This is a genomic window from Streptomyces coelicoflavus, assembly GCF_003112555.1.
Classification (GTDB): Bacteria; Actinomycetota; Actinomycetes; order Streptomycetales; family Streptomycetaceae; genus Streptomyces; species Streptomyces coelicoflavus.
The window spans coordinates 118,081-141,388 of the sequence record NZ_BEWB01000014.1 but is presented as its reverse complement, the minus strand read 5'-3'; the positions used below and the strand labels follow the sequence as shown (position 1 = coordinate 141,388).

Annotated in this window: 25 protein-coding genes; 9 read left to right on the top strand and 16 right to left on the bottom strand. The window is 72.4% G+C overall.

Annotated features, from left to right (window positions below; genetic code table 11):
* Positions 1–14: 14 nt before the first annotated feature.
* Genes paaE through paaA form a run of 5 tightly spaced genes read right to left on the bottom strand, consistent with a single transcriptional unit; the run spans position 15 to position 3,761 of the window.
* Positions 15–1,121, bottom strand: a complete 1,107-nt coding sequence (paaE, locus tag Sco07f_RS31270; protein ID WP_108989784.1) for a 1,2-phenylacetyl-CoA epoxidase subunit PaaE — start codon at positions 1,119–1,121, stop codon at positions 15–17.
* Entirely contained in the window at positions 1,121–1,636 is a 516-nt protein-coding gene (gene paaD / locus Sco07f_RS31265) for a 1,2-phenylacetyl-CoA epoxidase subunit PaaD (protein WP_167468276.1), read from the bottom strand. Before paaD ends, paaE begins: the two co-directional genes overlap by 1 nt.
* Positions 1,630–2,457: a 1,2-phenylacetyl-CoA epoxidase subunit PaaC gene (gene paaC / locus Sco07f_RS31260; protein WP_108989783.1), complete on the bottom strand. Its 828-nt coding sequence runs from the start codon at positions 2,455–2,457 to the stop codon at positions 1,630–1,632. Before paaC ends, paaD begins: the two co-directional genes overlap by 7 nt.
* Positions 2,458–2,466: 9 nt before the next feature.
* On the bottom strand, positions 2,467–2,778 hold the full coding sequence (gene paaB, locus Sco07f_RS31255; RefSeq protein ID WP_007388027.1) for a 1,2-phenylacetyl-CoA epoxidase subunit PaaB: 312 nt from the start codon (positions 2,776–2,778) through the stop codon (positions 2,467–2,469).
* Entirely contained in the window at positions 2,775–3,761 is a 987-nt protein-coding gene (gene paaA / locus Sco07f_RS31250; RefSeq protein WP_108989877.1) for a 1,2-phenylacetyl-CoA epoxidase subunit PaaA, read from the bottom strand. Before paaA ends, paaB begins: the two co-directional genes overlap by 4 nt.
* Positions 3,762–3,974: 213 nt before the next feature.
* On the opposite strand from paaA, the gene paaI reads away from it, so the two are divergent.
* From paaI to Sco07f_RS31235, 3 genes are all read left to right on the top strand, one after another.
* Positions 3,975–4,388 (top strand): hydroxyphenylacetyl-CoA thioesterase PaaI, encoded by a 414-nt coding sequence (gene paaI, locus Sco07f_RS31245; protein WP_164143147.1) that lies wholly within the window; start codon positions 3,975–3,977, stop codon positions 4,386–4,388.
* The gene (gene paaK, locus Sco07f_RS31240; RefSeq protein WP_108989781.1) at positions 4,385–5,731 is read left to right on the top strand and encodes a phenylacetate--CoA ligase PaaK; all 1,347 of its coding nucleotides are present in this window, start codon (positions 4,385–4,387) and stop codon (positions 5,729–5,731) included. The genes paaI and paaK overlap by 4 nt, the downstream gene beginning before the upstream one ends.
* Before the next feature lie 111 nt (positions 5,732–5,842).
* Entirely contained in the window at positions 5,843–7,141 is a 1,299-nt protein-coding gene (locus Sco07f_RS31235) for a flavin-containing monooxygenase (RefSeq protein ID WP_007388046.1), read from the top strand.
* 109 nt (positions 7,142–7,250) lie between these two features.
* On the opposite strand, the gene Sco07f_RS31230 is transcribed toward Sco07f_RS31235, so the two are convergent.
* The 6 genes from Sco07f_RS31230 to Sco07f_RS31205 all read right to left on the bottom strand — a co-directional run bounded on the left by Sco07f_RS31230 (position 7,251) and on the right by Sco07f_RS31205 (position 12,493).
* The gene (locus Sco07f_RS31230) at positions 7,251–8,378 is read right to left on the bottom strand and encodes a tryptophan dimethylallyltransferase family protein (RefSeq protein ID WP_108989780.1); all 1,128 of its coding nucleotides are present in this window, start codon (positions 8,376–8,378) and stop codon (positions 7,251–7,253) included.
* 207 nt (positions 8,379–8,585) lie between these two features.
* Positions 8,586–9,932 (bottom strand): cytochrome P450, encoded by a 1,347-nt coding sequence (locus Sco07f_RS31225; RefSeq protein ID WP_007388030.1) that lies wholly within the window; start codon positions 9,930–9,932, stop codon positions 8,586–8,588.
* Positions 9,933–9,947: 15 nt separating this feature from the next.
* Positions 9,948–10,541, bottom strand: coding sequence for a GTP-binding protein (locus Sco07f_RS31220; protein WP_108989779.1), 594 nt, complete (start codon positions 10,539–10,541; stop codon positions 9,948–9,950).
* Positions 10,516–10,893, bottom strand: a complete 378-nt coding sequence (locus Sco07f_RS31215; RefSeq protein ID WP_007388032.1) for a DUF742 domain-containing protein — start codon at positions 10,891–10,893, stop codon at positions 10,516–10,518. The genes Sco07f_RS31220 and Sco07f_RS31215 overlap by 26 nt, the downstream gene beginning before the upstream one ends.
* A complete protein-coding gene (locus Sco07f_RS31210) occupies positions 10,890–11,291 on the bottom strand; it encodes a roadblock/LC7 domain-containing protein (protein WP_007388033.1) in 402 nt (133 codons plus the stop codon). Before Sco07f_RS31210 ends, Sco07f_RS31215 begins: the two co-directional genes overlap by 4 nt.
* Positions 11,288–12,493 carry an ATP-binding protein gene (locus tag Sco07f_RS31205; RefSeq protein WP_007388034.1) on the bottom strand — a complete coding sequence of 402 codons (1,206 nt, stop codon included), beginning with the start codon at positions 12,491–12,493 and terminating at the stop codon, positions 11,288–11,290. The genes Sco07f_RS31210 and Sco07f_RS31205 overlap by 4 nt, the downstream gene beginning before the upstream one ends.
* 332 nt (positions 12,494–12,825) lie before the next feature.
* Between Sco07f_RS31205 and Sco07f_RS31200 the strand changes: the two genes are divergently transcribed.
* Both Sco07f_RS31200 and Sco07f_RS31195 read left to right on the top strand, forming a co-directional pair.
* On the top strand, positions 12,826–13,578 hold the full coding sequence (locus Sco07f_RS31200) for a sulfite exporter TauE/SafE family protein (RefSeq protein ID WP_174855442.1): 753 nt from the start codon (positions 12,826–12,828) through the stop codon (positions 13,576–13,578).
* A gap of 283 nt (positions 13,579–13,861) precedes the next feature.
* Positions 13,862–14,590 (top strand): S1 family peptidase, encoded by a 729-nt coding sequence (locus Sco07f_RS31195; RefSeq protein ID WP_007388048.1) that lies wholly within the window; start codon positions 13,862–13,864, stop codon positions 14,588–14,590.
* 39 nt (positions 14,591–14,629) lie between these two features.
* Here Sco07f_RS31195 and Sco07f_RS31190 read toward each other — a convergent pair whose 3' ends face one another.
* Entirely contained in the window at positions 14,630–15,700 is a 1,071-nt protein-coding gene (locus Sco07f_RS31190) for an SCO7460 family lipoprotein (RefSeq protein WP_108989777.1), read from the bottom strand.
* Between the two features lie 208 nt (positions 15,701–15,908).
* Here Sco07f_RS31190 and Sco07f_RS31185 point away from each other — a divergent pair, with 208 nt between their 5' ends.
* Positions 15,909–16,748 (top strand): ABC transporter ATP-binding protein, encoded by an 840-nt coding sequence (locus Sco07f_RS31185; RefSeq protein WP_108989776.1) that lies wholly within the window; start codon positions 15,909–15,911, stop codon positions 16,746–16,748.
* 337 nt (positions 16,749–17,085) lie between these two features.
* Here the strand turns inward: Sco07f_RS31185 and rpfE are convergent, their stop codons facing one another.
* The gene (rpfE, locus tag Sco07f_RS31180) at positions 17,086–17,451 is read right to left on the bottom strand and encodes a resuscitation-promoting factor protein RpfE (RefSeq protein WP_042821978.1); all 366 of its coding nucleotides are present in this window, start codon (positions 17,449–17,451) and stop codon (positions 17,086–17,088) included.
* A 200-nt stretch (positions 17,452–17,651) separates the two neighbouring features.
* Here rpfE and Sco07f_RS31175 point away from each other — a divergent pair, with 200 nt between their 5' ends.
* Complete coding sequence (locus Sco07f_RS31175; RefSeq protein WP_108989775.1) at positions 17,652–18,143, top strand: DUF5949 family protein; 492 nt, start codon at positions 17,652–17,654, stop codon at positions 18,141–18,143.
* A 42-nt stretch (positions 18,144–18,185) separates the two neighbouring features.
* Here Sco07f_RS31175 and Sco07f_RS31170 read toward each other — a convergent pair whose 3' ends face one another.
* Together Sco07f_RS31170 and Sco07f_RS31165 are read right to left on the bottom strand one after the other, a co-directional pair.
* The gene (locus tag Sco07f_RS31170) at positions 18,186–18,722 is read right to left on the bottom strand and encodes a cysteine hydrolase family protein (protein WP_042821982.1); all 537 of its coding nucleotides are present in this window, start codon (positions 18,720–18,722) and stop codon (positions 18,186–18,188) included.
* 74 nt (positions 18,723–18,796) lie between these two features.
* Positions 18,797–19,588 carry a restriction endonuclease gene (locus Sco07f_RS31165; protein ID WP_108989774.1) on the bottom strand — a complete coding sequence of 264 codons (792 nt, stop codon included), beginning with the start codon at positions 19,586–19,588 and terminating at the stop codon, positions 18,797–18,799.
* A gap of 141 nt (positions 19,589–19,729) precedes the next feature.
* On the opposite strand from Sco07f_RS31165, the gene Sco07f_RS31160 reads away from it, so the two are divergent.
* Together Sco07f_RS31160 and Sco07f_RS31155 are read left to right on the top strand one after the other, a co-directional pair.
* Entirely contained in the window at positions 19,730–20,800 is a 1,071-nt protein-coding gene (locus Sco07f_RS31160; protein WP_108989773.1) for a right-handed parallel beta-helix repeat-containing protein, read from the top strand.
* A 64-nt stretch (positions 20,801–20,864) separates the two neighbouring features.
* Entirely contained in the window at positions 20,865–21,893 is a 1,029-nt protein-coding gene (locus tag Sco07f_RS31155) for a methyltransferase (protein ID WP_007388052.1), read from the top strand.
* 79 nt (positions 21,894–21,972) lie between these two features.
* Here the strand turns inward: Sco07f_RS31155 and Sco07f_RS31150 are convergent, their stop codons facing one another.
* Complete coding sequence (locus Sco07f_RS31150; protein WP_007388039.1) at positions 21,973–23,139, bottom strand: SchA/CurD-like domain-containing protein; 1,167 nt, start codon at positions 23,137–23,139, stop codon at positions 21,973–21,975.
* Positions 23,140–23,308: the final 169 nt, after the last annotated feature.

The window sequence follows — 23,308 nt, the reverse complement described above, 5'->3', positions numbered from 1 at the left end:
GGACCGTCCCGGGGTCAGCTGTCGTAGTCCACGGTCAGCTCCTCGGACACCGGGTACGACTGGCAGGTGAGGACGTAACCCGCGTCGACCTCGGCCACCTCGAGGGCGTAGTTGCGGCGCATGTCGACACTGCCGTCGGTGACCAGGGCCCGGCAGGTTCCGCAGACCCCGCCCTTGCAGGCGAAGGGCAGGTCGGGGCGGGTCTGCTGGGCCCCGTCGAGGACCGGCCGCTCGCGGGAGAGCGGGGCGGTCGTGGAGCGGCCGTCCAGGACGACGGTGACCTCGCTGACGGGGCCCTGCGGACCGCTCTCCTCGTGACGGACCTCCCGCACGGGCTCGTCGTCGGCGTAGAACAGTTCCCGGTGGACACGCTCCGCCGGGACGCCGAGGCCGGCCAGGACCTGCTGGGCGTCGGCGACCATGCCCTGGGGCCCGCACAGCCACCAGTGGTCCGCGCTCTCCACGTCCAGCAGGGAGCCGATGAGTGCCGAGAGCCGCTCCGCGTCCAGCCGGCCGGAGAGCACCTCGGCCTCGCGGGGCTCGCGGGAGAGCACGTGGGCGAGGTGGAAGCGGGTGGGGTGGAGGTCCTTCAGGTCGGCCAGCTCGTCGGCGAACATCACCGTGCCGGTACGGCGGTTGCCGTAGAAGAGGGTGACGGTGGACCGGTCGTCGGCGGCGAGCACCGACTCGGCGATGGACACCATCGGTGTGATGCCCGAGCCGGCCGCGATCAGCACGTGGTGGCCGGGGGTGGCCAGGTCGGGGGTGAAGAGGCCGGTGGGGGCCATCACCTGCACGGTGTCGCCCGGCCGCACGTCCTCGACCAGCCACGCCGAGAACAGCCCGCCCGGCACCACCCGCACCCCGATGCGCGGCGCCGAACCGGCCGGCGCGCAGATCGAGTAGGAGCGGCGCTCGTCCCGGCCGTCCACCTCGCGCCGCAGGGTGAGCGACTGTCCGGGCGCGAAGGCGAACTCCCCGGCCAGCTTGTCGGGGATCTCGAAGCTCACGGCCGCGGCGTCCGCGCACAGCCGCTCCACGGCGGCGACGCGCAGGGTGTGGAAGGCGGGCCGGCGGCGGGTGCGCACGGGGGCCGCCGGGACGGGGGCGGTCGGGGCCATCAGATCTCCTTGACGTACTCGAACGGCTCGCGGCAGGCCCGGCAGCGCCACAGCGCCTTGCAGGACGTGGCGGCGAAGCGGGAGGTCTCCTCGGTGTCCGCGGAGCCGCAGCGGGGGCAGGGCACCGCGGGCCGGGTGGGCGACAGGACCAGGGAGACGGGACCGCGGGGCGCGGCCCCCGGCGGGGCGATGCCGTGCTCGGCGAGCTTCAGGCGGCCCGACTCGGTGATCCAGTCGCTGGTCCAGGGCGGATCCAGGACGGTGCGGATCTCCACGCGCGGGTACCCCGCGTCCCGCAGCCGCGCGGCGACGTCCGCCCGCATCTCGGCCATGGCCGGGCAGCCCGAGTAGGTGGGGGTCAGGCTCGCCACGACCGTGCCGTCCACGGTCACCTCGACGTCGCGCAGGACGCCGAGGTCGGCGAGGGTCAGCATGGGCAGCTCGGGGTCGGGCACCTGCTCGGCGACGTGCCGGGCGCGGTGGGCGTCCAGGAGTGCGGGGCCGCCGGTCACCATGTCGCCCCCGGGTGGGCGCGGGCGACGCCCTGGAGCTCGGTGAGGAGCGGCGCCAGGTGCTCGGTGTGCTCGCCGGCGCGGCCCGATCCGGGCAGCGGGCGGTGGACCGGCAGGGTCAGCCCGGCGGCCTCGGTGACCTGGCGCAGGTCCTCGGCAACCTCGTCCCGCACGTCGTACGCCGTGTGCAGCTCGCCCAGGTACGGGGCGGCCTCGTCCAGTGCGGCGCGCATCCGGCGGTGCGACTCGTCGGTGCCGTCGCCCAGGCGCACGCACCACTCGGCGGCGTACTGCCGGTGGTAGGTCAGCTCCTTGACGCCCTTGGCGGCGACCGCCGCGAGCACCGGGTCGGGGTGCGCCTCGAGGCGCCGGAAGTGGGCCAGCCGCCAGCTGGAGAGCACCAGCAGCCGTACGACCGCGAACGCGAAGTCGCCGCCGGGGAGTTCGGCCAGCCGCACGTTGCGGAAGTCCTCGGCGTCCCGGAAGTAGGCGTAGGCGTCCTCGTCGCGGCCGGTGCCGTCGGCCTGGCCCGCGCGGGAGTAGAGCAGGCGGGCCTGGCCGAGCAGGTCGAGGCCGATGTTGGCCAGCGCCACCTCCTCCTCCAGCTCCGGGGCGCGCGTGACCCACTCGGCGAGCCGCTGTGCGCTCACCAGGGCGTCGTCGGCGAGCGCCACGCACTCGGCGGCCAGCGCTTCGGCGTCGACGCCCTCGGGGACGGTGGTGTCGACGCCGTGCAGCGGGTCCTCGAAGCCGGTGCCGTAGGCCCAGCGGGTGTCGTCCTCGTGTCCCTCGGCCAGGGTGAGGTAGACGTGGTCGTCACTCATGCCCTGCTCCTAGATGTGGGGGACGTCGTCGGGGATGTCGTAGAAGGTCGGGTGGCGGTAGACCTTGTCGGCGCTGGGGGCGAAGAAGGGGTCCTTCTCGTCGCGGGTGGAGGCGGCGATGTGCTCGGAGCGCACCACCCAGATGCTCACGCCCTCGTTGCGCCGGGTGTAGAGGTCGCGGGCGTGGGTGAGGGCCATGGCGTCGTCGGCGGCGTGCAGCGAGCCGACGTGGACGTGGTTGAGTCCGCGCTTGCCGCGCACGAAGACCTCGTACAGCGGCCAGCCCTGCTTCTCGTGGTGCTGGGGCTTGTCGGCGCTCATGCCGCCGCTCCCTTCTCCGTGCGGGCGGCCTGCTTGGCGGCGTGGGCGGTGGCCGCCTCGCGCACCCAGGCGCCCTCCTCGTGGGCGGTGCGCCGCCGCTCCATCCGCCGGTCGTTGCAGGGGCCGTCGCCCTTGATGACGCGCATCAGCTCGTCCCAGTCGGGGGTGCCGAAGTCGTGGTGCCCGCTCTCCTCGTTCCAGCGCAGCTCCGGGTCGGGCAGGGTGACGCCGAGCTTCTCGGCCTGCGGGACGGTCATGTCGACGAAGCGGCGGCGCAGTTCGTCGTTGCTGTGCCGCTTGATCTTCCAGGCCATGGAGCGCGCCGAGTTGGGCGAGGCGTCGTCGGGCGGGCCGAACATCATCAGGGACGGCCACCACCAGCGGTTCACCGCGTCCTGGACCATCTCGCGCTGGGCGTCGGTGCCGCGCATCATCGTCATCAGCAGCTCGTAGCCCTGCCGCTGGTGGAAGGACTCCTCCTTGCAGATGCGCACCATCGCGCGCGCGTAGGGCCCGTACGAGCTGCGGCACAGCGGCACCTGGTTGCAGATCGCGGCGCCGTCCACGAACCAGCCGATCACACCGACGTCCGCGAAGCTCAGGGTCGGGTAGTTGAAGATCGACGAGTACTTCTGGCGGCCCTCGATCAGCCGCCGGGTGAGGTCCTCGCGGTCCGCGCCGAGGGTCTCGGCCGCCGAGTACAGGTACAGGCCGTGGCCGGCCTCGTCCTGGACCTTGGCGAAGAGGATCGCCTTGCGCCGCAGCGACGGTGCCCGGGTGATCCACTCGCCCTCGGGCTGCATGCCGATGATCTCCGAGTGCGCGTGCTGGGCGATCTGCCGGACCAGTGTCCTGCGGTAGCCGTCGGGCATCCAGTCCCGCGGCTCGACCCGCTGGTCGCGCGCGATCGTCGCGTCGAAGTGCTCCTGGAGCCCGTCCGGCGCGTCCGGGGGCGGCGCCTCGGCGGCGTGTGTCGTGGTCATCGTCACCAGCTTCCCAACCGACCATTCGTTCGGTACCAGTGTGACGTGTTTCCGTCCGCCGGGCAAGAGCCGGACGCACGCCGGTCACACTCTTGACAGCGCCGCCGCACGGCTGGATTACTTGACCTTGCCGCGAGCTAACCGAATGGTCGGTCGGGAGAATGGGTGGTGGGTACGGTGTCGCAGACCACTGAGCGGACGCCCACGGAGGTGATGTTCGCCGCGGACGAGGCGTCACGGGGACTGGGCATCGAACTGGTCGAGCACGGCGCGGGAACCGCTGTCGTCAGGATGACCGTGACCCCGGCGATGGTCAACGGACACCGGATCGCCCACGGCGGCTTCCTCTTCCTGCTCGCCGACACCGCGTTCGCCTGCGCCTGCAACAGCCACGGACCGGTCACGGTCGCGGCCGGCGCCGACATCGTCTTCGTCGCCCCGGCCCGCGAGGGCGACGTGCTGGTCGCCCGCGCCGAGGAGCGTGCCCGGTTCGGACGCAGCGGCATCTACGACGTGAGCGTGCGGCGCGGCGACGAGCTGATCGCGGAGTTCCGCGGCCGCAGCCGCAGCGCCCGGGAGGACACGGCGCGCGAGACGCCGGGCACGACGACGAAGGAGTCGCGATGAGCAGCGAGCCGACGACCGGGGCGGCCCCGGCACCCCGACCGGGCGAGCCCCTCCCCCACGACCTGCTCGACGACGCCGAGCGGCTCTCCCGCGAGCAGCTCCGCGAACTCCAGCTCGACCGCCTGCGCGCGACCCTGCGGCACGCCTACGACAACGTGGAGCTGTACCGCAAGAAGTTCGACGCCGCCGGGGTGACGCCCGAGGACTGCCGCAGCCTGGCGGACCTGTCCAGGTTCCCCTTCACCACCAAGGCGGACCTGCGGGACACCTACCCCTTCGGCATGTTCGCGGTCCCGATGTCCGACGTGCGGCGCGTGCACGCCTCCAGCGGCACCACCGGCCGTGCCACCGTGGTCGGTTACACCGAGAACGACCTGTCCATGTGGGCGGACGTCACAGCCCGTTCGATCCGCGCCGCCGGCGGCCGCCCGGGCCACAAGGTGCACATCTCCTACGGCTACGGCCTGTTCACCGGCGGACTCGGCGCCCACTACGGCGCGGAGCGCGCCGGCTGCACGGTGATCCCGGCGTCCGGCGGCATGACGGCACGTCAGGTCCAGATCATCCAGGACTTCCGCCCCGAGATCATCATGGTCACCCCCTCCTACATGCTCACGCTGCTCGACGAGTTCGAGCGCCAGGGCATCGATCCGCGCGGCAGTTCCCTCAGGGTCGGCATCTTCGGCGCGGAGCCGTGGACCGAGGAGATGCGGCGCGAGATCGAGGAGCGCATGGACATCCACGCCGTCGACATCTACGGCCTGTCCGAGGTGATCGGCCCCGGCGTGGCGCAGGAGTGCGTCGAGACCAAGGACGGACTGCACATCTGGGAGGACCACTTCTACCCCGAGGTGGTGGACCCGCTCACGGACGCGGTGCTGCCCGAGGGCGAGGAGGGCGAGGTCGTCTTCACCTCCCTCACCAAGGAGGCGCTCCCGGTGATCCGGTACCGCACGCGCGACCTGACCCGGTTGCTGCCCGGCACCGCGCGTCCCGCCTTCCGGCGGATGCGGAAGGTCACCGGCCGCTGCGACGACATGATCATCCTGCGCGGGGTGAACGTCTTCCCGACCCAGGTCGAGGAGATCGTGCTGCGCACACCCGGCGTCGCCCCGCACTTCCAGATCCGGCTCACCGAACGCGGCCGCATGGACCACATGACCGTACGGGTCGAGGCCCGCCCCGACGCCGGTCCCGAGCGGCGCGAGGCCGCCGCACGGGCGATCGCCCAGGGCGTCAAGGACGGTGTGGGGGTCACCGTCGAGGTGGAGGTCGTCGAGCCGGAGACGCTGGAGCGCTCGCTCGGCAAGATCCGCCGGGTGCGGGACCTGCGGGGCGCGTGAAACGTGACCACCGACACGCCCGTTCCCCGGTCGTTCTGGTGTGCGTGGAGATACGGATGGGCAGTAAGTGCATGATCGGGGGAGGTTGAGTACATCCTGGGGGGACGTCCCGTGCGTGTGTGTGTGATCGGTGCAGGCCTGTCGGGCCTGGCGATGGGCCATGCCCTGAAGGAGCGCGGCATCTCCTTCGTCTGCCTGGAGAAGGCACCCGACGTCGGCGGGATCTGGCGTCAGCCGGGGGCCGGCGAGCGCGGTCCGGGCTACCGGACCCTGCACCTGAACACCGCCAAGCAGCTGACCGGATACGCGGACTTCCCGATGCCGGAGTCGTACCCGCTCTACCCCCGGCACAGCCAGGTCGCCGCCTACCTGCGGTCCTTCGCCGAGTGGGCGGGCCTGCTCGGCCACGTCGAGCTGCGGACCGAGGTGCTCTCCGTCCGTCAGGACGCCGACGGCCTGTGGACCGTCGTCAGCCGGGGCGCGGACGGCGCGCAGACCTCGCGCCGGTTCGAGCAGGTGGTCGTCGCCTCGGGGCACCACACCGATCCGGCCCTGCCCGACCCCCTGCCGGCCGGTGCCGACTCCTTCGCCGGAACGATTCTTCACTCCCTGGACTACCGCGACGGCGGCGACTTCGCCGGCCGGCGCGTCGTCGTGGTGGGCCTCGGCGCCTCCGCGGTGGACATCGCGGCGGACCTCTCCCGGCACGCGGAGCGGACCCTGCTGTCGGTGCGCCGGGGGCTGCACATCGTGCCCAAGCAGCTGTTCGGGATGTCGGTCGACGAGATCGCCGAGGCTCCCTGGTGGAACGAGATGTCCTTCGCGGAACGGCGCAAGTGGGTCGAGCAGGCCCTGCTGGTGGCGCGCGGCAGGCTGTCGGACTACGGCCTTCCCGAGCCCGACCACCCGGTCTTCTCCTCCGCGACGACCCTCTCGGACGAGATCCTCAGCCGGATCCGGCACGGCGCGGTGACGCCGAAGCCCGCGATCGCCTCGTTCGACGGCGACCGGGTCGTGTTCACGGACGGCAGTTCCGAGCCCGCCGACGCGGTCGTCTACTGCACCGGCTTCCACATGACCTTCCCGTTCCTGCCGGCCGGCTGCCCGGTGGCGGCGGACGGCTCGGTCGAGCTGTACCGGCGGGTCGTCCCGGCGGACCGGCCCGGTCTGTACTTCGTCGGGCTGGTGCGCCCCGTGGGCGCGATCACCCGTCTCGTGGAGGCCCAAGCGGAGTGGGTGGCCCGCCTGATCGACGGCGCCGCGGCACTGCCGGCGGCCGAGGAGATGCGCGAGGAGGTCGGCACGTACCTCACCGGCATCGTCCAGCGCTACGGCCGGACCGAAGGGGCCTCGATCCAGGTCGACGTGGGCCCGTACCTGGCCGGGTTCCGGGAGTCGCTGCCCGTGTGAGTGCCCCGCCCGGCGTCGCCGCGCACGTCCGCGACGGCGCCCGGCCGGGTCCACGACGTGGGCTCCCGGCGGATCGCACCGGGAGCCCCGTCGGGTGCGGACGGTCCGGTCAGGACACCGGCACCGCTCGGCGGACGGTCTCCACGACCGGCGGCCGGACCGCGTACGCCTCCGAGGAGAGGTACGCCGTGACCCGCGGGGCCTGGTCCCGCTGGTGTGCCAGGGCCAGGTAGGCGATCAGGCCCACCCCGTCCTCGGGCCGCCGCTCGGTGAGGGCCGCCAGGGCGCGGTCGAGCACGGAGGCGTCCATGCCGTGGTGGCGCAGGACTTTCGACGCCCGGGCCAGGGCCTCCCCGTCGTGCCGGACGTAGTCCCTGACCGGGATGTGCAGGGTGAATCCGCTCGGCCGTGCGGTACTGGTGTCGGTGAAGGAGTGGCAGGACAGGCCGGGCCTCCCGCCGAGCCCCGTCGCGTCGGGGCCGAGACCCGCGGCCGTGCGGAAGAACCCCTCGACCGCCGCGGGCCCGGGACCCGAGTCCATCCGGGACAGGCGCCCGGCCTGGCCGGCCGAGAGGTTCTCGTGCCGCACGTACACCTTCACCCGGGGTTCCGCCCAGTCCCCGAGGTCCAGGGCGAGGAACGGATGCCCGGCGCCCCGGGGCAGACCGTCGTACGCCTGCCGGAACCCGAGCCGGCGCAGAGCCTCGCGCACCGTCGCGGCGGAACGTTCCTCCCCACCTGCCGCCGGGTTCAGATAGACCTTGACCTTGGGTACCCCACCGGGCCTCAGCTCCAGCGCGCACCACAGGGCGAGGGGGCCCTGCGGAGCGGCCGGCAGGAACAGGTCCCGGAGTTCGTCGAGGACGTCGGTGGCGAAGTGCCAGCGCCGCGCCATGGCCCGGATCGCCTCGATTCCGACACGGCCGTTGTGAGCCAGGCTGTCTGCGCCGCAGCCGGGTTCGACGAGGACCCGCACGGAGGGTGCCGCGTCCGGTCGGAAGGAGAGGGAGAACTCCACGGGGGTGTGGTCGTCGGACAGGAAGGTGCGGGTGGGCGGCGGCAGGCTCAGCGGCCGCTCGGCCGCCGGGCCCAGTGACTCGGTCAGGACCTGTGCGTAGGTCTCGACGTCGGCTCGGCACAGGCCCGCGACCGCCCCGAGTCTTCGCAGCTGACCGCCCGTGTGGGAACCGAGCGTCGGTGTGCGCCGCGGGTCCGTGCCCGTCGGGGCGCCGGTCACCGGCCCGTCTCCGGTCGGAGCCGCACAAAGTGATACCCGCCTCGGGGGGCGGGTATCAGGGGGTCCGGCGCCGGGAAAGCGGCGTTCGTGGATATGTGGTCCACGACACCTCCTTTGACTCGTAAGCAACTTGAGTACCGCGTTGCTCACTACCCGTGCCGTTCGATCTTCATGCGAATGGGGCGGGTTGTGGAGGTGTTGCGCAGATCACCGTGTGAGCCAGTTGAGGAACTGGCTCCACATGCCCTTGTGTTCGGCCGGGCGGGCCGTGTTCGCCGGCTGCTCCCGCTCGGCCGCCGCGGCCTGCCCCGGTTCGGCACGCCGTGCGGAGCGCACGGGGGTGAACCGGGCCGGCAGCGTGGCCAGTGCCCGGTTGAAGGGCCCCGGACGCCACGTCAGGCTGTCCTCGGGCACCGCGAGTTCGACGTCGGGCAGCTCGTTGAGCAGGTGCTCGACGGCCGTGACCGTGATGTGCCGGGCCGGTTCCTTGGACGGGCAGGCGTGCGGGCCCGCGCTCCAGGCGAGGTGCGCGCGGTTGCTGCCCGCCTGGCGGGACGCCGACAGGGCCGGGCCGGTGTTGGCCGCGGCGAAGCTGACCAGGACGAGGTCGCCCGCCCGCAGCTGCTGTCCGGCCAGTTCGGTGTCGGCGGCCGGGTAGTGCGGGGCGTAGTTGGCCATGGGCGGGTTCTCCCACAGCGTGTCGTCGAGCGCCTCGTCGATCAGACCGCCCTCACGGGCGTACCGCTCGTGGGTGAGCAGCCGGTGCAGGGTGTTGCCGAGGAGGTTGCGCAGGGGCTCGGCGCCCGCACCGAGGAGCAGGGCGAGCTGGTGGACCATCTCCTCGTCGTCGAGACCGGCCTCGTGCCGCATCAGCCAGGAGGTGACGTCGTCGCCGGGCTTGCGCCGCTTGAGGGCGACCAGCTCCCCCACCGCCTGGAAGAGGACCGCGGTGGCCTTCTCGGCGTTGACGCCGTCGAACATGCCGGAGATGCCGAACAGCACGCGGTCGCCGATGTCGGCGGGGCAGCCGAAGAGCTCGTTGAACACGAACAGCGGCAGCTGCTTGGCGTAGTCCCCGAGCAGGTCGGCCGAACCGCGGGTGGCGAACTGGGAGATGAGGTAGCCCGAGATCTGCTCGGTGCTGCGGCTCAGGCGCCGGGTGTCCACCCGCGCCATGCTGTCGGTGACCGCCTGGCGCAGCCTGAGGTGGTCGGCCCCGTCGGCGAACATGCAGTTGGGCCGGTAGGCCAGCAGGGGCGCGACGGGGCTGTCCGGGCTGATCCTGCCCTCGTTGAAGGCCCGCCAGCGGCGCGCGTCCTTGCGGAAGGTTCCGGAGTCCTGCAGCAGTTGGAGCGCCGCCGCGTAGTCCGTGACCAGCGTCGCCTCGACCCCCGGGGCGAGTTCGACGGGGGCCGCGGCCCCGTAGTGACGCAGGTGCTCGTAGTACGCCTGCGGGTCGGCGGCGAACTCCGGCCCGTGCAGCGGCACCCGGGCGCCGGAGCCGTGGGCCGGGCAGCCGGGTGGCGGCACCGGGGCGGTGTCGTGGGCGTTCATGTCTGCTCCCAGCTCCTAGCGGGTGCGGTCCAGCAAGTAGCGGACGAGGGTGGTCAGTGCGGCGGCCGAGGACTTCTCGTCGCGGGCGTCGCAGGTGACGACGGGGGTGTCGTCGAGCAGGTCGAGCGCCTCGCGCAGCGCCCGCTCGTCGCGCAACGGCGTGCCGTCGAAGTGGTTGACGGCGATGGCGTAGTCGAGGCCGTAGTGCTCGATGAGGTCGATCACCGGGAAGGAGTCCGCCAGCCGCTCCGGATCGACCAGGACCAGCGCGCCGAGCGCGCCGCGGGCCATGTCCTCCCACATCTGCACGAAGCGCTGCTGGCCGGGGGTGCCGAAGAGGTAGAGCACGACGCGGTCGCTGATGGTCAGGCGGCCGAAGTCCATGGCGACCGTGGTGGTGGTCTTGCCCTGGACACCCTTGAGGTCGTCGACCGGCTCGGCGGCCTGCGTCATCGTCTCCTCGGTGGACAGCGGCTCGATCTCGGAGATGGAGCCGATGAGGGTGGTCTTGCCCACCGCGAAGTGCCCGACGACGAGGATCTTGACCGCGGTCTGGGTCGCTCCCTCGCGTACGTAGTCCCGCTCATCCAAACTTGGCGCGGAGCCCATTGAGCACCTCCTCCAGGATCTCCCGGTCCGCGAGGCGGGCGCGGGCCACCGGCGGGCGGGTCGTGAGGTGGCCGCCCTCCATCAGGGAGGCCAGCAGGATCCGCACGACGCCCAGCGGGAAGTGGGTGTGTCCGGCGATCTCGGCGACCGAGAGGTAGCCGGCGGCGCAGAGGTCGAGCAGGCTCTGCTCCTCGGGAGACAGCCGGGCCGGCCGCTGCTGCTGCCCGTCGGAGGCGGTGACCAGCGTGATGAGGGAGAGGTCGTCCTCGTCGGGCAGGCCGCGCCCCTTGGTGATGACGTACGGCCGTACTAATTCCGGCGCCTCGGGCTGCCAGCCGTCGTGGCCGGTCATGAGCGGGCGCCGAGGTTCTCGCGCGGCGGTGTCGTCAGCCGCTTGCCGAGCTGGGCGACGAGTTGCTGCATCCGGAAGGTGATGTCCGCCATGTCGACCTCCGGGGAGGCGGACACCCCGAGGTAGGCGCCCTCGCCGGCGGAGATCAGGAAGACCCAGCCGCCGTCGAACTCGACCAGGGTCTGCCGCCAGGACTGGCCGGCGTCCTCACAGAAGAAGGCGAGGGTGCGGCTGAGCGACTGCACGCCGCTCATCGCCGCGGCCACCCGGTCGGCGTCGTCCTTGTCGAAGTCCTGCGTCCGGGCCATCAGCAGGCCGTCGGCGGATATCAGGACCGCGTGCAGGGCGCCTGGAATCTCCAGGGCGCTGTCGAGCATCCATGACAGATCGTCGTTCACGAGACCTCATGTCCTTCGCTGCTTGCACCAGGTGTGTCGCTCGTCCGGCCGGCGTTGTCCGGACGGTCCGTGCGCTCCGCGCGGTCCGGCTCGGTGACCCGGCCGGACTGCGTTCCGCGCTGGAAGGCGCCCATGACCTGTGCCTGTTCGGAGTCCGAGCGGCCGGCCGCGCGGGGGGTGGACGCGCTGCCGGGCACGATGGCCATCGGCCGCTTGCGCCGGCGCCGGGGCAGACCGTCGCCGGTCTGGGAGGAGGTGAGCGCGGCCTCGGGGCCGCCGTCCGGGACCGGCCGGGCGGTGCCGCGTGCGGCCGGGGCGGCGGCGGGGGCCTTCTTCTCCGGCATCGCGGTGAGCAGTTCGTGCGGCAGCAGGACCACCGCCCGTACACCTCCGTAGGGGGAGGAGGAGTCCACCGACACCTCGAAGCCGAATCGTTCGCACAGCAGGCCGATGACGGCGAAGCCGAACTGCGGCGGGTTGCCGAGCCCCGCCACGCCCGAGGCGCGCTCGGTGGCGAGCAGCTTGTCGGCGCGGGCCCGCTCCTCGTCGCTCATGCCGACACCGGCGTCGTCGACCACGACGCAGATGCCCTTGGGCACGGTCCGGATGTTGATCTCGACGACGGTGTCGGGGCTGGAGTAGCTGGTGGCGTTGTCGAGCAGCTCGGCGAGGGCAAGGGCGACGGGCTCGACGGCCCGGCTGGTGATGCCGAAGTCGACCTGGGAGAGGATGTCCACCCGGCGGAAGTGCCGGATGCGTCCCTGGGCGCTGCGCACCACGTCGTAGACCGAGGCGGTGTCGCGCCGGCCGCCGAGCCAGCCGTCGCACAGCACGGCGATGGACTGGGCCCGCCGGCCGAACTGCGAGTTGGTGTGGTCGATCTCCAGCAGGTCCTGGAGGAGGGCGGAGTCGCCGTACTTGGTCTGCAGCCGGGAGAGCACCAGCTGCTGTTCGGCGGCGAGGCCCTGAAGGGTCCGCATGGCGGATTTCAGCACCGTCTTCGTCTCGTCCTCGGCCCGCTCCTGGGCGGCCTGCACGGACTTCCCGTAATCGCTCTCCAGCTCGGTGTAGTGATCCCTGAGCCCCTGGACCTGCTGCCGCAACGCCCGTGCCGCCTTGCGCTGGCGGCTGATGAGCACGGCGGCGGCGACGAGGGCGACGAGGGCGACCCAGAGCAAGGGGTTCCCTGTGTATTCCGTCATAAGACTCTCTTCAGGCGACTGACAGCCGGCTTGCTGAATTCCCGTCCGCGCGGGCGGTCCGGTGGACTGCCCGCACCGGGGGTAGCTGCCCGGGCTGCCCTTTACGTCGGGGATGCCGTCTTTCACCCATCCGCCCGCTCCGCAAACGCGGTGATCGTATCACCGCATGATCAGGTGAATTGACGTCAAGAAGTGCCCGAACACGAGCGGTTGAGACCGGCAAACACAGGGATCGGAGCGGTGGGTACAGTCGGCCCCGTGAAAGATGCACAAGACACCTTCCGGCCGGGCAGGGGCGCGGGGCGAGGCGGCACGGGGTGACACCGGAGGCCATGGCCGCGGTGTTCACGGCCGGCGTCGGGGCAGGCGCCATCAACAGCGTCGTCGGCTCCGGCACGCTGATCACCTTTCCCGTGCTGCTGGCCACGGGGCTGCCGCCGGTCACCGCCACCGTCTCCAACGCGCTCGGCCTGATCCCCGGCTCGATCAGCGGGGCCATCGGCTACCGCAAGGAGCTGCGCGGCCAGCGCCGGCGCGTCCTGAAGTTCGGCGCCGGAGCGCTGCTGGGCGGCCTCGGGGGCGCCACCCTCCTGCTGATGCTGCCCGCCGACGCCTTCGAGACGATCGTGCCGGTCCTGGTGGGACTCGCCCTGCTGCTGGTGGCCTTCCAGCCGCAGATCGGCAGGCTGGTCCAGCGCCGCCGCGCCCGCACCGGCGCCTCGCCCCGCCGGGACGGCGGTCCGCTGCTCCAGACCGGCCTGACCCTGGCCAGCGTCTACGGCGGCTACTTCACCGCCGCCCAGGGGATCATCTACCTGTCCCTGATGGGCATGCTCCTGGACGAACCCCTGCAGCGTCTCAACGGCGTCAAGAACGTCCTCTCCGCCGTCGTCAACACCGTGGCCGCGCTCTTCTTCCTCTTCGCCGCCGACTTCGAGTGGACCGCCGTCGGGCTCCTCGCGGTCGGCTCGGGCTTCGGCGGCTGGGCCGGCGCCAAGGTGGGCCGCCGCTTCAGCCCCACGGTCCTGCGGATACTGGTCGTGACGGTCGGCACGGTCGCCCTCGTGCAACTGCTGCTCCGCTAGGGGTGCCGTTCGGATCCTGCCGGGGAAGGCACCGTCGCCCGGAGCCGGCCTGATCCAAACGACACCCCCCAGGCCCTGTCCGGCCCTCGAACGCCGTTCCCCTCCCCGGCCCTCCCCGGCCCTCCGCAGCCCTCCCCGGCCCTCCCGGGGCGTCCCGGGCCGTCAGGCATAACACGGCGTTATGCGAAGCCGGGATTGTTCGGCCGGTGGCGGGCCCGACATGCTGTGGGCGCCCCCACACATCAGCACGCGCCCAGGCGCGTGTCGTCGGAATCGAGGAGCCTTGCGAACAACGAGACTCGTCCCCACCCTGCTGGCCGCGCTCGTGGCCGCGCTGCTGTCCGCCCTCACCCTCGCCCCGAGCGCCTCGGCGGTGGAGCCCCGGCCCGGTGACGGCGGCCCCCAGCCGATCATCGGCGGCGGCTACGCGCAGAACGCGCCCTGGGCGGCACGGCTGTTCTCCAACGGCCAGCAGACCTGCACCTCGACCATCATCTCCCCCACCTGGATCCTCACCGCCAAGCACTGCGTCAGCGGCGGCAACCTCGCCTTCCGCATCGGCAGCCTCGACCAGGGCTCCGGCGGCACGGTGGCCAACGGCGTCCAGACCGTCACCAGCCCCTCGGCGGACCTCGCGCTGGTCCGCCTCGACCGCTCCGTCTCCGCCACCTACGCCCGCCTCGGTCAGCCGGGCACGGTGCGGGTCGGCCAGACCGTGCAGGTCTACGGCTGGGGCGCGACCTCCCGCTGCGGCTCGGAGATCAACTGCCAGTCCCAGTACCTCAAGGTCGCCAACCTGAGCGTGACGCGCGGGTGCTACGACGCCTACTACGGCCAGGCGATATGCGCCCGGCCCGGCGACGGCATCACCGCGGGCGGCGACTCCGGCGGTCCGATGATGGCCGGCGGCGTCCAGGTGGGTGTCGCCTCGACCAGCGACCGGCAGACCACCACGGCGTACACCAACGTGACCGCCTACCGCTCCTGGATCCAGTCGGTGGCGGGCGTCTGACGCCTCCGCAGCGCGGCACCGGCCCTGCGCCCGTCTCCGTCACCGCGGAGGCAGGCGCAGGACTCCGTGTTCGTCCCGGATGTCCGTGAGGATCCGGACGACCTCGGCGTCGCGGCCCTCCGGGTCTGAGCTCACCAGGGCCGCCAGGTCCCCGGAGCACTGCTTGCCGTCGGCGGGCGGCCGCTCGCAGAACAGCACGTACCCGCGCACGCGACGCACGGTCCCCTGCTCCAGTCGCCAGACCCCCATTCCCGCCCCACCGGCCGTCACGGCGTCCGGGTACGTCTCGCGCAGCGCGGGCAGGACCGACGCGTCGACCCGCCGGGAGAAGGCCTGCCGCTCCTTGAAGGGCGACACGATCCGCAGGTCGGCCGCCGCGGCGTCGACCGTGCGGTCCGCGTCCCGGCCGACCGGGTAGGCGGCCACGTAGTACGAATCGTGTGCCAGGGCGGCGAGCCGGGGGCCATGGGTGAACCGCACGACCGTGGGCAACGTGCTCTTCGCCTCCGGGAGGTCGCCCGCCGCGCCCGGGGCCGCGAGGTTGACGGTGACCCACTCCGGCGCCGCACCGGGATCCCGCTCCGCGCGAGCGGTGACCCAGCGCTGCACACAGGCGCCGACCCGGGCGAGGACGTCGTCCACCGTCCGATCGGTCACCCGTGCCCCGATCCAGGGGGCCGTCAGCTTCTCGTCCGTGCCGAGGAGCGGATGCCCGCAGCCGTCGAAGGCGTCGCGCATCGCGCGCAGGTGTCCGGCTTCCCGCCGCGCCCGGTCCACCGCCTCGCGGAGCGCCTCCGTGCAGTTCGGGCCGCCGTCGCAGCGGTCCTTGGCCGCGTCGATCCGGAACCTGACGGCCGCGTCCGGGTCGTCGGCGATCGCCAGGGTGACCTCCGAGCCGCTGGACTCCGGGAACAGGATCCGGGCGTCGACGACCTCGAGCTCCCCGGGGTACGACTCCTCGGCCAGCTCCCGGGCCCGCCGCACGTCGTCGTCGGTGTCGAACGCCGCGCAGCCGGTGCCGAGCAGTCCCACCAGCAGGACCGCGAGGCCGCCACCGACGCGCCCCGCCCGCCATCGCCCGCTCCCCCGTACCGCGCCCCGACTCCCCATGGCTCCCCCTCCGTGTCCCACCGACGGCGTCACCCTAGGAGCCGGGCCCGGTGCCGCGGATGAGTACGGGGGCTCATCCGTGCCTGAGTGCCCCCGCTGCCGCCCGCCCGCCGTCCAGGAAGCGGACGGACCGACAGGCGTGTGGTGAGTACATCTACTGTGCACGGTGACCGAACGAGGGGTTCACCGCGCGCGAAGGAGCCACGGCATGACCGGCCAGACAGCCAACTCCCGGACGAACGAGCCGGAGGCGGACGTGCTCCGGCTCCAGGACGTGAGCGTGCGCCGCTTCACCACCGACCAGCTGATCCTCGACGGCGTCGACTGGACGGTCCGGCCGGGCGAGCACTGGGCGCTGCTGGGGGCCAACGGCGCGGGGAAGACCACCCTGCTGCGGCTCCTCGGCGCGCTCATGCACCCCACCACGGGCACCGTCGAGGTCCTCGGCAGCCGGCTCGGCCGGGTGGACGTCCGTGAACTGCGGGCACGCATCGGTCACGTCAGCCCGTCCCAGCGGGTGCCGCAGGACCTCACCGCCCACGCGGTCGTGCTCACCGGCCACAGCGGCACCGTCCAGCCCCTGTGGCGGACGTACGACGACGAGGTCCGCGTCCGGGCGCGCGACCTGCTCATCGAGCTGGGCGTCAAGGAGCTGGCCGACCGGCCGTACGGGGTCTGCTCGGGCGGGCAGCGGGCGCGGATCCTGATCGCCAGGGCGCTGATGGCCGATCCGGTGCTGCTGCTCCTGGACGAGCCGTTCAACGCCCTGGACCTGCCCTCCCGCGAGGACCTCGTCGAGGCGATGCACCAGCTGGCCGAGGGCAGGCCGCAGCTGGCCACCGTGACGGTCACCCACCATCTGGAGGAGCTGTTCCAGGCCGTCAGCCACGCCCTATTGCTGCGCGAGGGGCGGATCCTGTCCCGGGGCCCGGTGGACGAGGTCCTGACCGACTCCCTGCTGACCGGATGCTTCGGCCGGGACATCACGGTGGCCCGGCGGGACGGCCGCTGGTCGGCCTTTTCGGGGCGGCGCGTTTCGGGGACATGACACGGCAACGAAGGTGTCGCTGCGGTCCGGGCGGAGCGGACCGGTGGGCCTCGACCGCCTTTCACCCTCTGGTTGGCGTCCACGGCATGCGGTGATTCCGGCGGTTCACGAAGCGGCGCGCCATCGATCCGATGCGCGCCGCGACCGCGGTGTGCAGGCGGGGGCGAGGCGGCGGCCCCGGGCGTATCGGCGTGGGCGACGTCCGGGGCCGCCACTCGGCTCCCCCGCCGGTGGCACTGCCCGTCCGTCGCCCGGGGGAAACGGGAGGGGCGGTGATCGGCCGCACGTGCACGCCCACGGGTTACCCCGGTCAACGCTGAGCGGACGGCGGTGGACCTCAGGCGCAGCCCCAGGCGCCCATTCCCTGGATCCGCGCCAGGCGTTCCGCCACGGCGATCTGCTCGGCGCGGGTGGCGAGGTCCGCGCGCGGGGCGTACTCGAGGCCGCCGGCCGCGATCCAGCTGGACCGCGCGAACTGAAGGCCGCCGTAGTAGCCGTTGCCGGTGTTCGCCTGCCAGTTGCCGCTGGACTCGCAGGCGGCGATGGCGTCCCAGTCGGTGCGCGCGGGCGCCGACGGCGCGGCCACCGCCTGGCCGGTCGCGCCGAGTGCGGTGGCGGCGACCAGGGTCACCGCGGCGGTGCGGATCCTGCGGCCACGCGAGCCGCGCACGTCGCTCTGACGATCATTTCGTCTACAGATCATAAGATGACTGTTACACCACGTGATCGGCCGTCGCCGCCCAAGACCGCCCCGTCCTGGGCCAGTCGGAGCACCGGCTCACTCCCGCCCGCGGCACGGGCCGGCCGTCGGGCACCCCTCGTTCGTGTGAAGAAACGCGAGAGTGTCGTCCAGTCGGGTGACGGCCGGGCGGGTGCGTCCCCGCGCGCGCTTACGGTTTCGCGGTGACTTCGATCTCCACTGACCCGCGCCCCTTGCGCACCGCCGACCTCGGCACGCTCGTCATCATGTCCTGGCACCGTGAGACGCCCGAAGGCGACGTGCCCTTCCTCCTCGCCTGCTCCCTCGGCGACGGGGAGGGCGGCCCGGAGGCGGTCCCGGCCGCCGTCGAGGGGCTGCTGAGCCGTTCCGGCATCGCGGTGGGCGGCGACAGCGTCCTCGACGGCACCGTGCTGCCCGACCTGCCGGTCGGCCTGCTCGTCGTACCCGGCGCGGCGGCCCTCACCATGCCGGGCGTCAACGCCCAGTTCGTCCCCACCCCGCGGTGGCGGGCGGCGGCGGACAAGCGGGGGTACGCCTGTCTCGTCTTCGCCACCCGTCCCTGGTCCGGGGGCGAGCCCGGCGACAGTGCGGCGGTCGCCGCGTTCGCCAACCACGAGGACACGCTCTCCACGGCGGCGCAGGTCGTCCTGCCCGTGCGCAGCCTGCGGACCTGACGACGGGCGCCCGTCCCGTCCGCGGCGGGGCGACGGCCCGGCTCACGTCCACAACTCGCCGCTGTCGCACACCCGGGCGCCCATGTTCCGCTCCATCATGCGGAGCGCCGCGTCCGCCAGATCGGCGTGGATGTGGGCGACCGCGTCACGCGGAACGATGACCTTCAGATGGCGGATGTGCGCGTCCAGCGCCGAGTAGAGCACGCACTGCTCGGTGACCTGCCCGCACAGCACGAGCCGGTCGACGCCCTGCTGGTGGAGCAGATAGGTCAGCGGGGTCTCGAAGAAGACCGAATGGCGCGCCTTGACGACGAAGAGGGAGGAGTCGTCGGGCTTCAGCGGCTCGACGAGCCGGGAGTGCGGCCCGGAGAGGGCCTTGTCGAGGATCTCGCCGTGGTGCGAGCGCCACTCCCCGAAGTTGTCGTTGACGTAGATCACCGGTACGCCCTGCCGCCGGGCCCGCTCCAGCAGGCCGGTCACCCTGGGCAGTACGGACTCCACGGCGGGGATCAGGGACTCGGCGTCCTGGTGATCGTACGTATTGATCATGTCGATGACGATCAGTGCGGTCTTGCCCATGCCGTTCAGGTTGCCACCGTGCGGCGCGGAAACCCCGCTCCCCCCGCCGACCGGGGGCGGGTGGGCCGCCCGGCTCACCACGACGCCCGGCCGGACGGATCCGTCCCGTCCTGCCCGGGTCCGGGCAGTTCCCAGGGCGCCGGTCCGCCCGCGCACCAGTCGCGCAACCGCTCTCCGTTCACGCAGACTATTCCGCACCGCTCGGCGTAGTCGGCGGCCGGTGCGGTGAAGTCGGTGCTGGCGACGAGGACCGCCAGGTCGGCCGCGTGCACGGTGAAGCAGGTGCCGCCGAAGCGCTGGAGGTCCTGGGAGCCGACCTTGTTGTCCTCGCTGTAGCGCTTGCACTGGACGACGACCCGCCGGCCGTCGGGCGCCACGGCCAGCACGTCGGCGCCCAGGTCGCCGGCCCCTCCCACGACCTCGACCCGGGCGCAGCCGTCCCGTCGGCACAGGTCCGCTATCGCCTCCTCGAACTCGTCGGGATCCAGCTCCTCGTGCTCGGCGGGGAGGACCGCGGTGGTCTCCTCGCCGCGGGCGTTCTCCACCCGTTCCGCCTCGCGTCCCTCCTCCAGTTCGTCCAGTGCCGTCGCCGTGGCCGCCGCCAGGACGTCCGTGGTGCGCGGCGCCGCCCCCGCCCCGGTGGTCCGGCTCCGCGCGCGCCGGCGCAGGAGGACGGCCGTGAGCGCCCCGAGCACCAGGACGCACACCCAGACCGGACGGCGCTGCGCCACGTCGTACGCCATGCGCACGATCCACCCCGTCAGCACCAGGGCGATGGCGGCGAGGCCGAACGTCACGCTGGTCGCCCGCAGGTCGAAGCGGCGCCCGGCGCGCCTGGCGCGGACACGGCGTTCGGGCACGGTCACGGTGGTTCCTCCCCGGGTGGCCGACATGAAGATCACGTACGCCTTCTGCCCGGCAACCGGCGGTTCAGCGCCCGTTCGTGACACGCCGTCGGATGGCTCATCCGAGCCGTCGGGGAATATTTCAGGCATACCTTTCGGAATATGAAGAAATGCCATGTCGTGTACCTCGTGTGCACCGCAGCGATGATCGGAACGGGGCTCGGTGCGGCCCCGGCGTCCTCCGTCCCCCTGACCCACGTGGTCCACCCCGGGGAATCGATCCAGAAGGCGGTGGACGCCGCCGACTCGGGCGACACCGTGCTCGTCACTCCCGGCGTCTACCACGAGAGCGTCAAGGTGAGCACTCCCGGGCTCACCCTGCGCGGCACGGGCCGCAGTACGGTCATCATGCCCAGCACGAAGAAGGCCGCCGACAACACCTGCGCCGAGGGCGGCAACGGCATCTGCGTGATCGGCACGAAGGACGAGAACGTCAAGGGCATCACGGTCTCCGACCTCACGGTGACCGGGTTCACCCGTACCGGCGTGTTCTCCATGGCCACCGACGGGCTGACGGTCCGGAACGTGAACGCGGTGAAGAACGGCGTCTGGGGCATCGCCCAGGAGCGGTCGGTGCACGGCATCTTCCGCGGCAACACCGCCCGCGACAACGGCGACGCGGGCATCTTCCTCGCCAACAACATCAAGGCCGAGGAAGGCGCCGCCGACACCGAGGGCACGCTCGTCGCGCACAACCGGCTCGAGGGCAACCGCATCGGAGTCACCGTCCGGCGCCTGCGCAACCTCGCCGTCGCGGACAACCACATCGCCGGGAACTGCGCGGGCGTGTTCGTCGTCGGCGACGAGAACACCCCCAAGGCCGGCGACCTGGTCGTGCGCGACAACCACGTCGTGCGCAACAACAAGTCCTGCCCGAAGACCGACCGGCTGGAGGCCCTCCAGGGCTCCGGCATCGTGCTGACCGGTGTCGAGAAGGTCCTGGTCGCCGACAACACGGTCGAGGGCAACGCGGGCAAGTCCTCGATGTCGGGCGGCATCGTCCTGGCCGCGAGCATGGTGGGCACCGCCAACGCGAAGAACGAGATCAACGGCAACCGGCTGAGCGAGAACTCCCCCGCCGACCTGGTCAACGCCGGGACCGGTGACACCGCCAAGAGCAACACCTTCAGCGGCAACACCTGCGGCGCCTCCAAGCCCGCGGGTCTGTGCTGAGCCGGCCGTAACCACCCGTGGACCGAAGAAGGCCCATGGACCGAAGAAGGAAGGAAAGCGGCACATGACGACCGCACAGACTGCCCCGCCCCCGCCCATGCGGCTGAGGGAGCTCGTGTTCGGGGCGGCATGTGCCGCCGCCCTCCGCGCGGCCGCACGGCTCGGTGTCGCCGACGCACTCGGCGACAGCCCCATGGCCGTGGAGGACCTCGCGGCCGCGGTGAAGACCGAACCCAAGCCGCTGCGCCGGCTGCTGCGCGCCCTGACCTGCTACGGCGTCTTCACCGAACACAAGAACGGGACGTTCGCCCACACCGACATGTCCCGCCTGCTGCGCGAGGACGACCCGCACAGCCTGCGCAACATCACCCTGTGGTGCACCGAGCCGTGGACCTGGGACGCCTGGCCCCTGCTCGACGAGGCGGTGCGCACCGGCTCGAACGTCGTCGAGGGCCTGTACGGCAAGGAGTTCTTCACCTACCTCAACGAGGACGCGCCCCAGTCCGCCGAGGTCTTCAACCGCGCCATGACGACGTCCAGCCGGCAGTCGGCCCAGGACGTCGCCGCCCTCCTCGACCTGTCGGCGAGCACCTCGGTCGCCGACATCGGCGGCGGCCAGGGACACGTCGTGGCGAGCCTGCTGGAGAAATACCCGGCCATGCAGGGCACCCTGCTCGACCTGCCGCGCGTCGTGGAGAACGCCGACCCCCGGCTGCGCGAGGGCGGTGCGCTCGCGGACCGCGTCCGCATCGTGCCGGGCGACTGCCGCGAGGCCATCCCGGTGCGGGCCGACGTGTACGTCATCAAGAACATCCTGGAGTGGGACGACGACAGCACCGCCCGCGCCCTGCGCAACGTCATGGCGGCCGGCGGTCCGGGCGCCCGGGTCGTCGTCATCGAGAACCTCGTCGACGACACCCCGTCGATGCGGTTCAGCACCGCCATGGACCTGCTGCTGCTCCTCAACGTCGGCGGTGCCAAGCACACCACCGACAGCATGGTCGGCAGGCTGACCGACGCGGGCCTCGTCATCGACGACATCCGTCCGGTCAACCCGTACCTGCACGCCTTCGACTGCACCGTGCCGAAGTGAGCTGACCCGCGGGCGCACACGCGTCGGCCGCCGGACCGCTGTGCCGCGGTCCGGCGGCCGACGCGTGGGTGCGGGCCGTTCAGGCGTCCGGGGCGCGCCGGTCGGTGACCAGTTCCATCCGGGCACCCTCGAGAGCGCGGACGAGTCCGCCGCCGGTCGGGGAACCGGCGTCCGTGAAGCCGTCCAGGAGGGTCGTCAGTTCGGACACCCGGGCCGCGTCCGGCAGGCCGAGGGTCGCCGCGGGATCGCCCTCGTGGAGGTCCCCGCGTACGTCGACCAGCCGCACCACGACGTCGTCGCGCTGGAAGATGGTGCTGCACAGGACGGTGCTGGCCGGGTCCTTGGCCGCCGCCTCGTCCCGCTCGGCGAGCAGCTGGGCCAGCCGCATGCCGCAGCCGGGCCGGGCCGGGTACGACAGCGCGTGCCGCTGCGCCGCACCGTTCTCCTCCCCCGCGGTCACGTGGTGGACGGCGGGCAGTGCCGCCCGCGTGTAGAACACCCGGGCGGACTCCGGGTCGGCGAGGTCCCGGTCCTGCTCCAGGTACGGGTTGATGGCCTCCTCGACGGCCCGCACCTCGGGCTGCTCCGCCACGTGCCGCAGGGCCGCGAGCAGGTCGCCGCGCACCTCGATGGCCCGCACCACGCGGTTGCCGTGCAGGAACAGGGACGTACGGCACAGCCGGGTGGTGTCGTCGACCCGCGGCTCGGGCGAGGCGTAGTCGGCGAGGATCCTGCCGACCGCCTCCTCGCTGCCGGGCTTCACCGTGAAGGTGAGCGCGTGCCGGATGACGCCGTCTCCGATGCGGGGCGCGGCCTGCAGTCCACCCCGGGCCGACTCGGCCCCGGCCGCGGCACGGCCGGTCTCGCGGACCACGTGGAAGCGGAGCGACCTGGTGTCCCGCACGCAGCTGTGCAGCGGCTTGACCATCCGCACGTGTTCCTCGCTGCTCACCCAGTTCAGGAACGGCGGTGCGCTCTCCCACTCGCTGGTGATGAGCCACTGGGAGGGGTTCTCGATGGACTGGCACAGCTGCTCGCCGATGTGCCCGGGGACGGACTCGACGTGGCTGCGCAGGTTCTCGTACGTCTCGAGGAACTGCTGCTGGGCCCCGTCGTAGACCTCCACCAGCAGGACGACCCGCAGGCGGGAGCCGTCGAACACGGACTGGGAGACCTGGTGCGACAGCTGTCGCGTCAGCTCTTCGGAGGCAAGCGGTTCGGCAGCGGGCGTGGGCGTGGTGGTCATCCTGCGCACATCTCCTTCGCGGGGGCGGTTTCGAACGTCGGCCGCGGTGATGCGACGCCGGCTGCCTCGATCCTGTGGGCGGCTCCGACGGCGCGCGACTCGTGTGCGGTGCGCGGGTGACCGGCACCGCGGGCGGCCGGTGGGACGGGGCCCGGCACGAGGTGCCCCG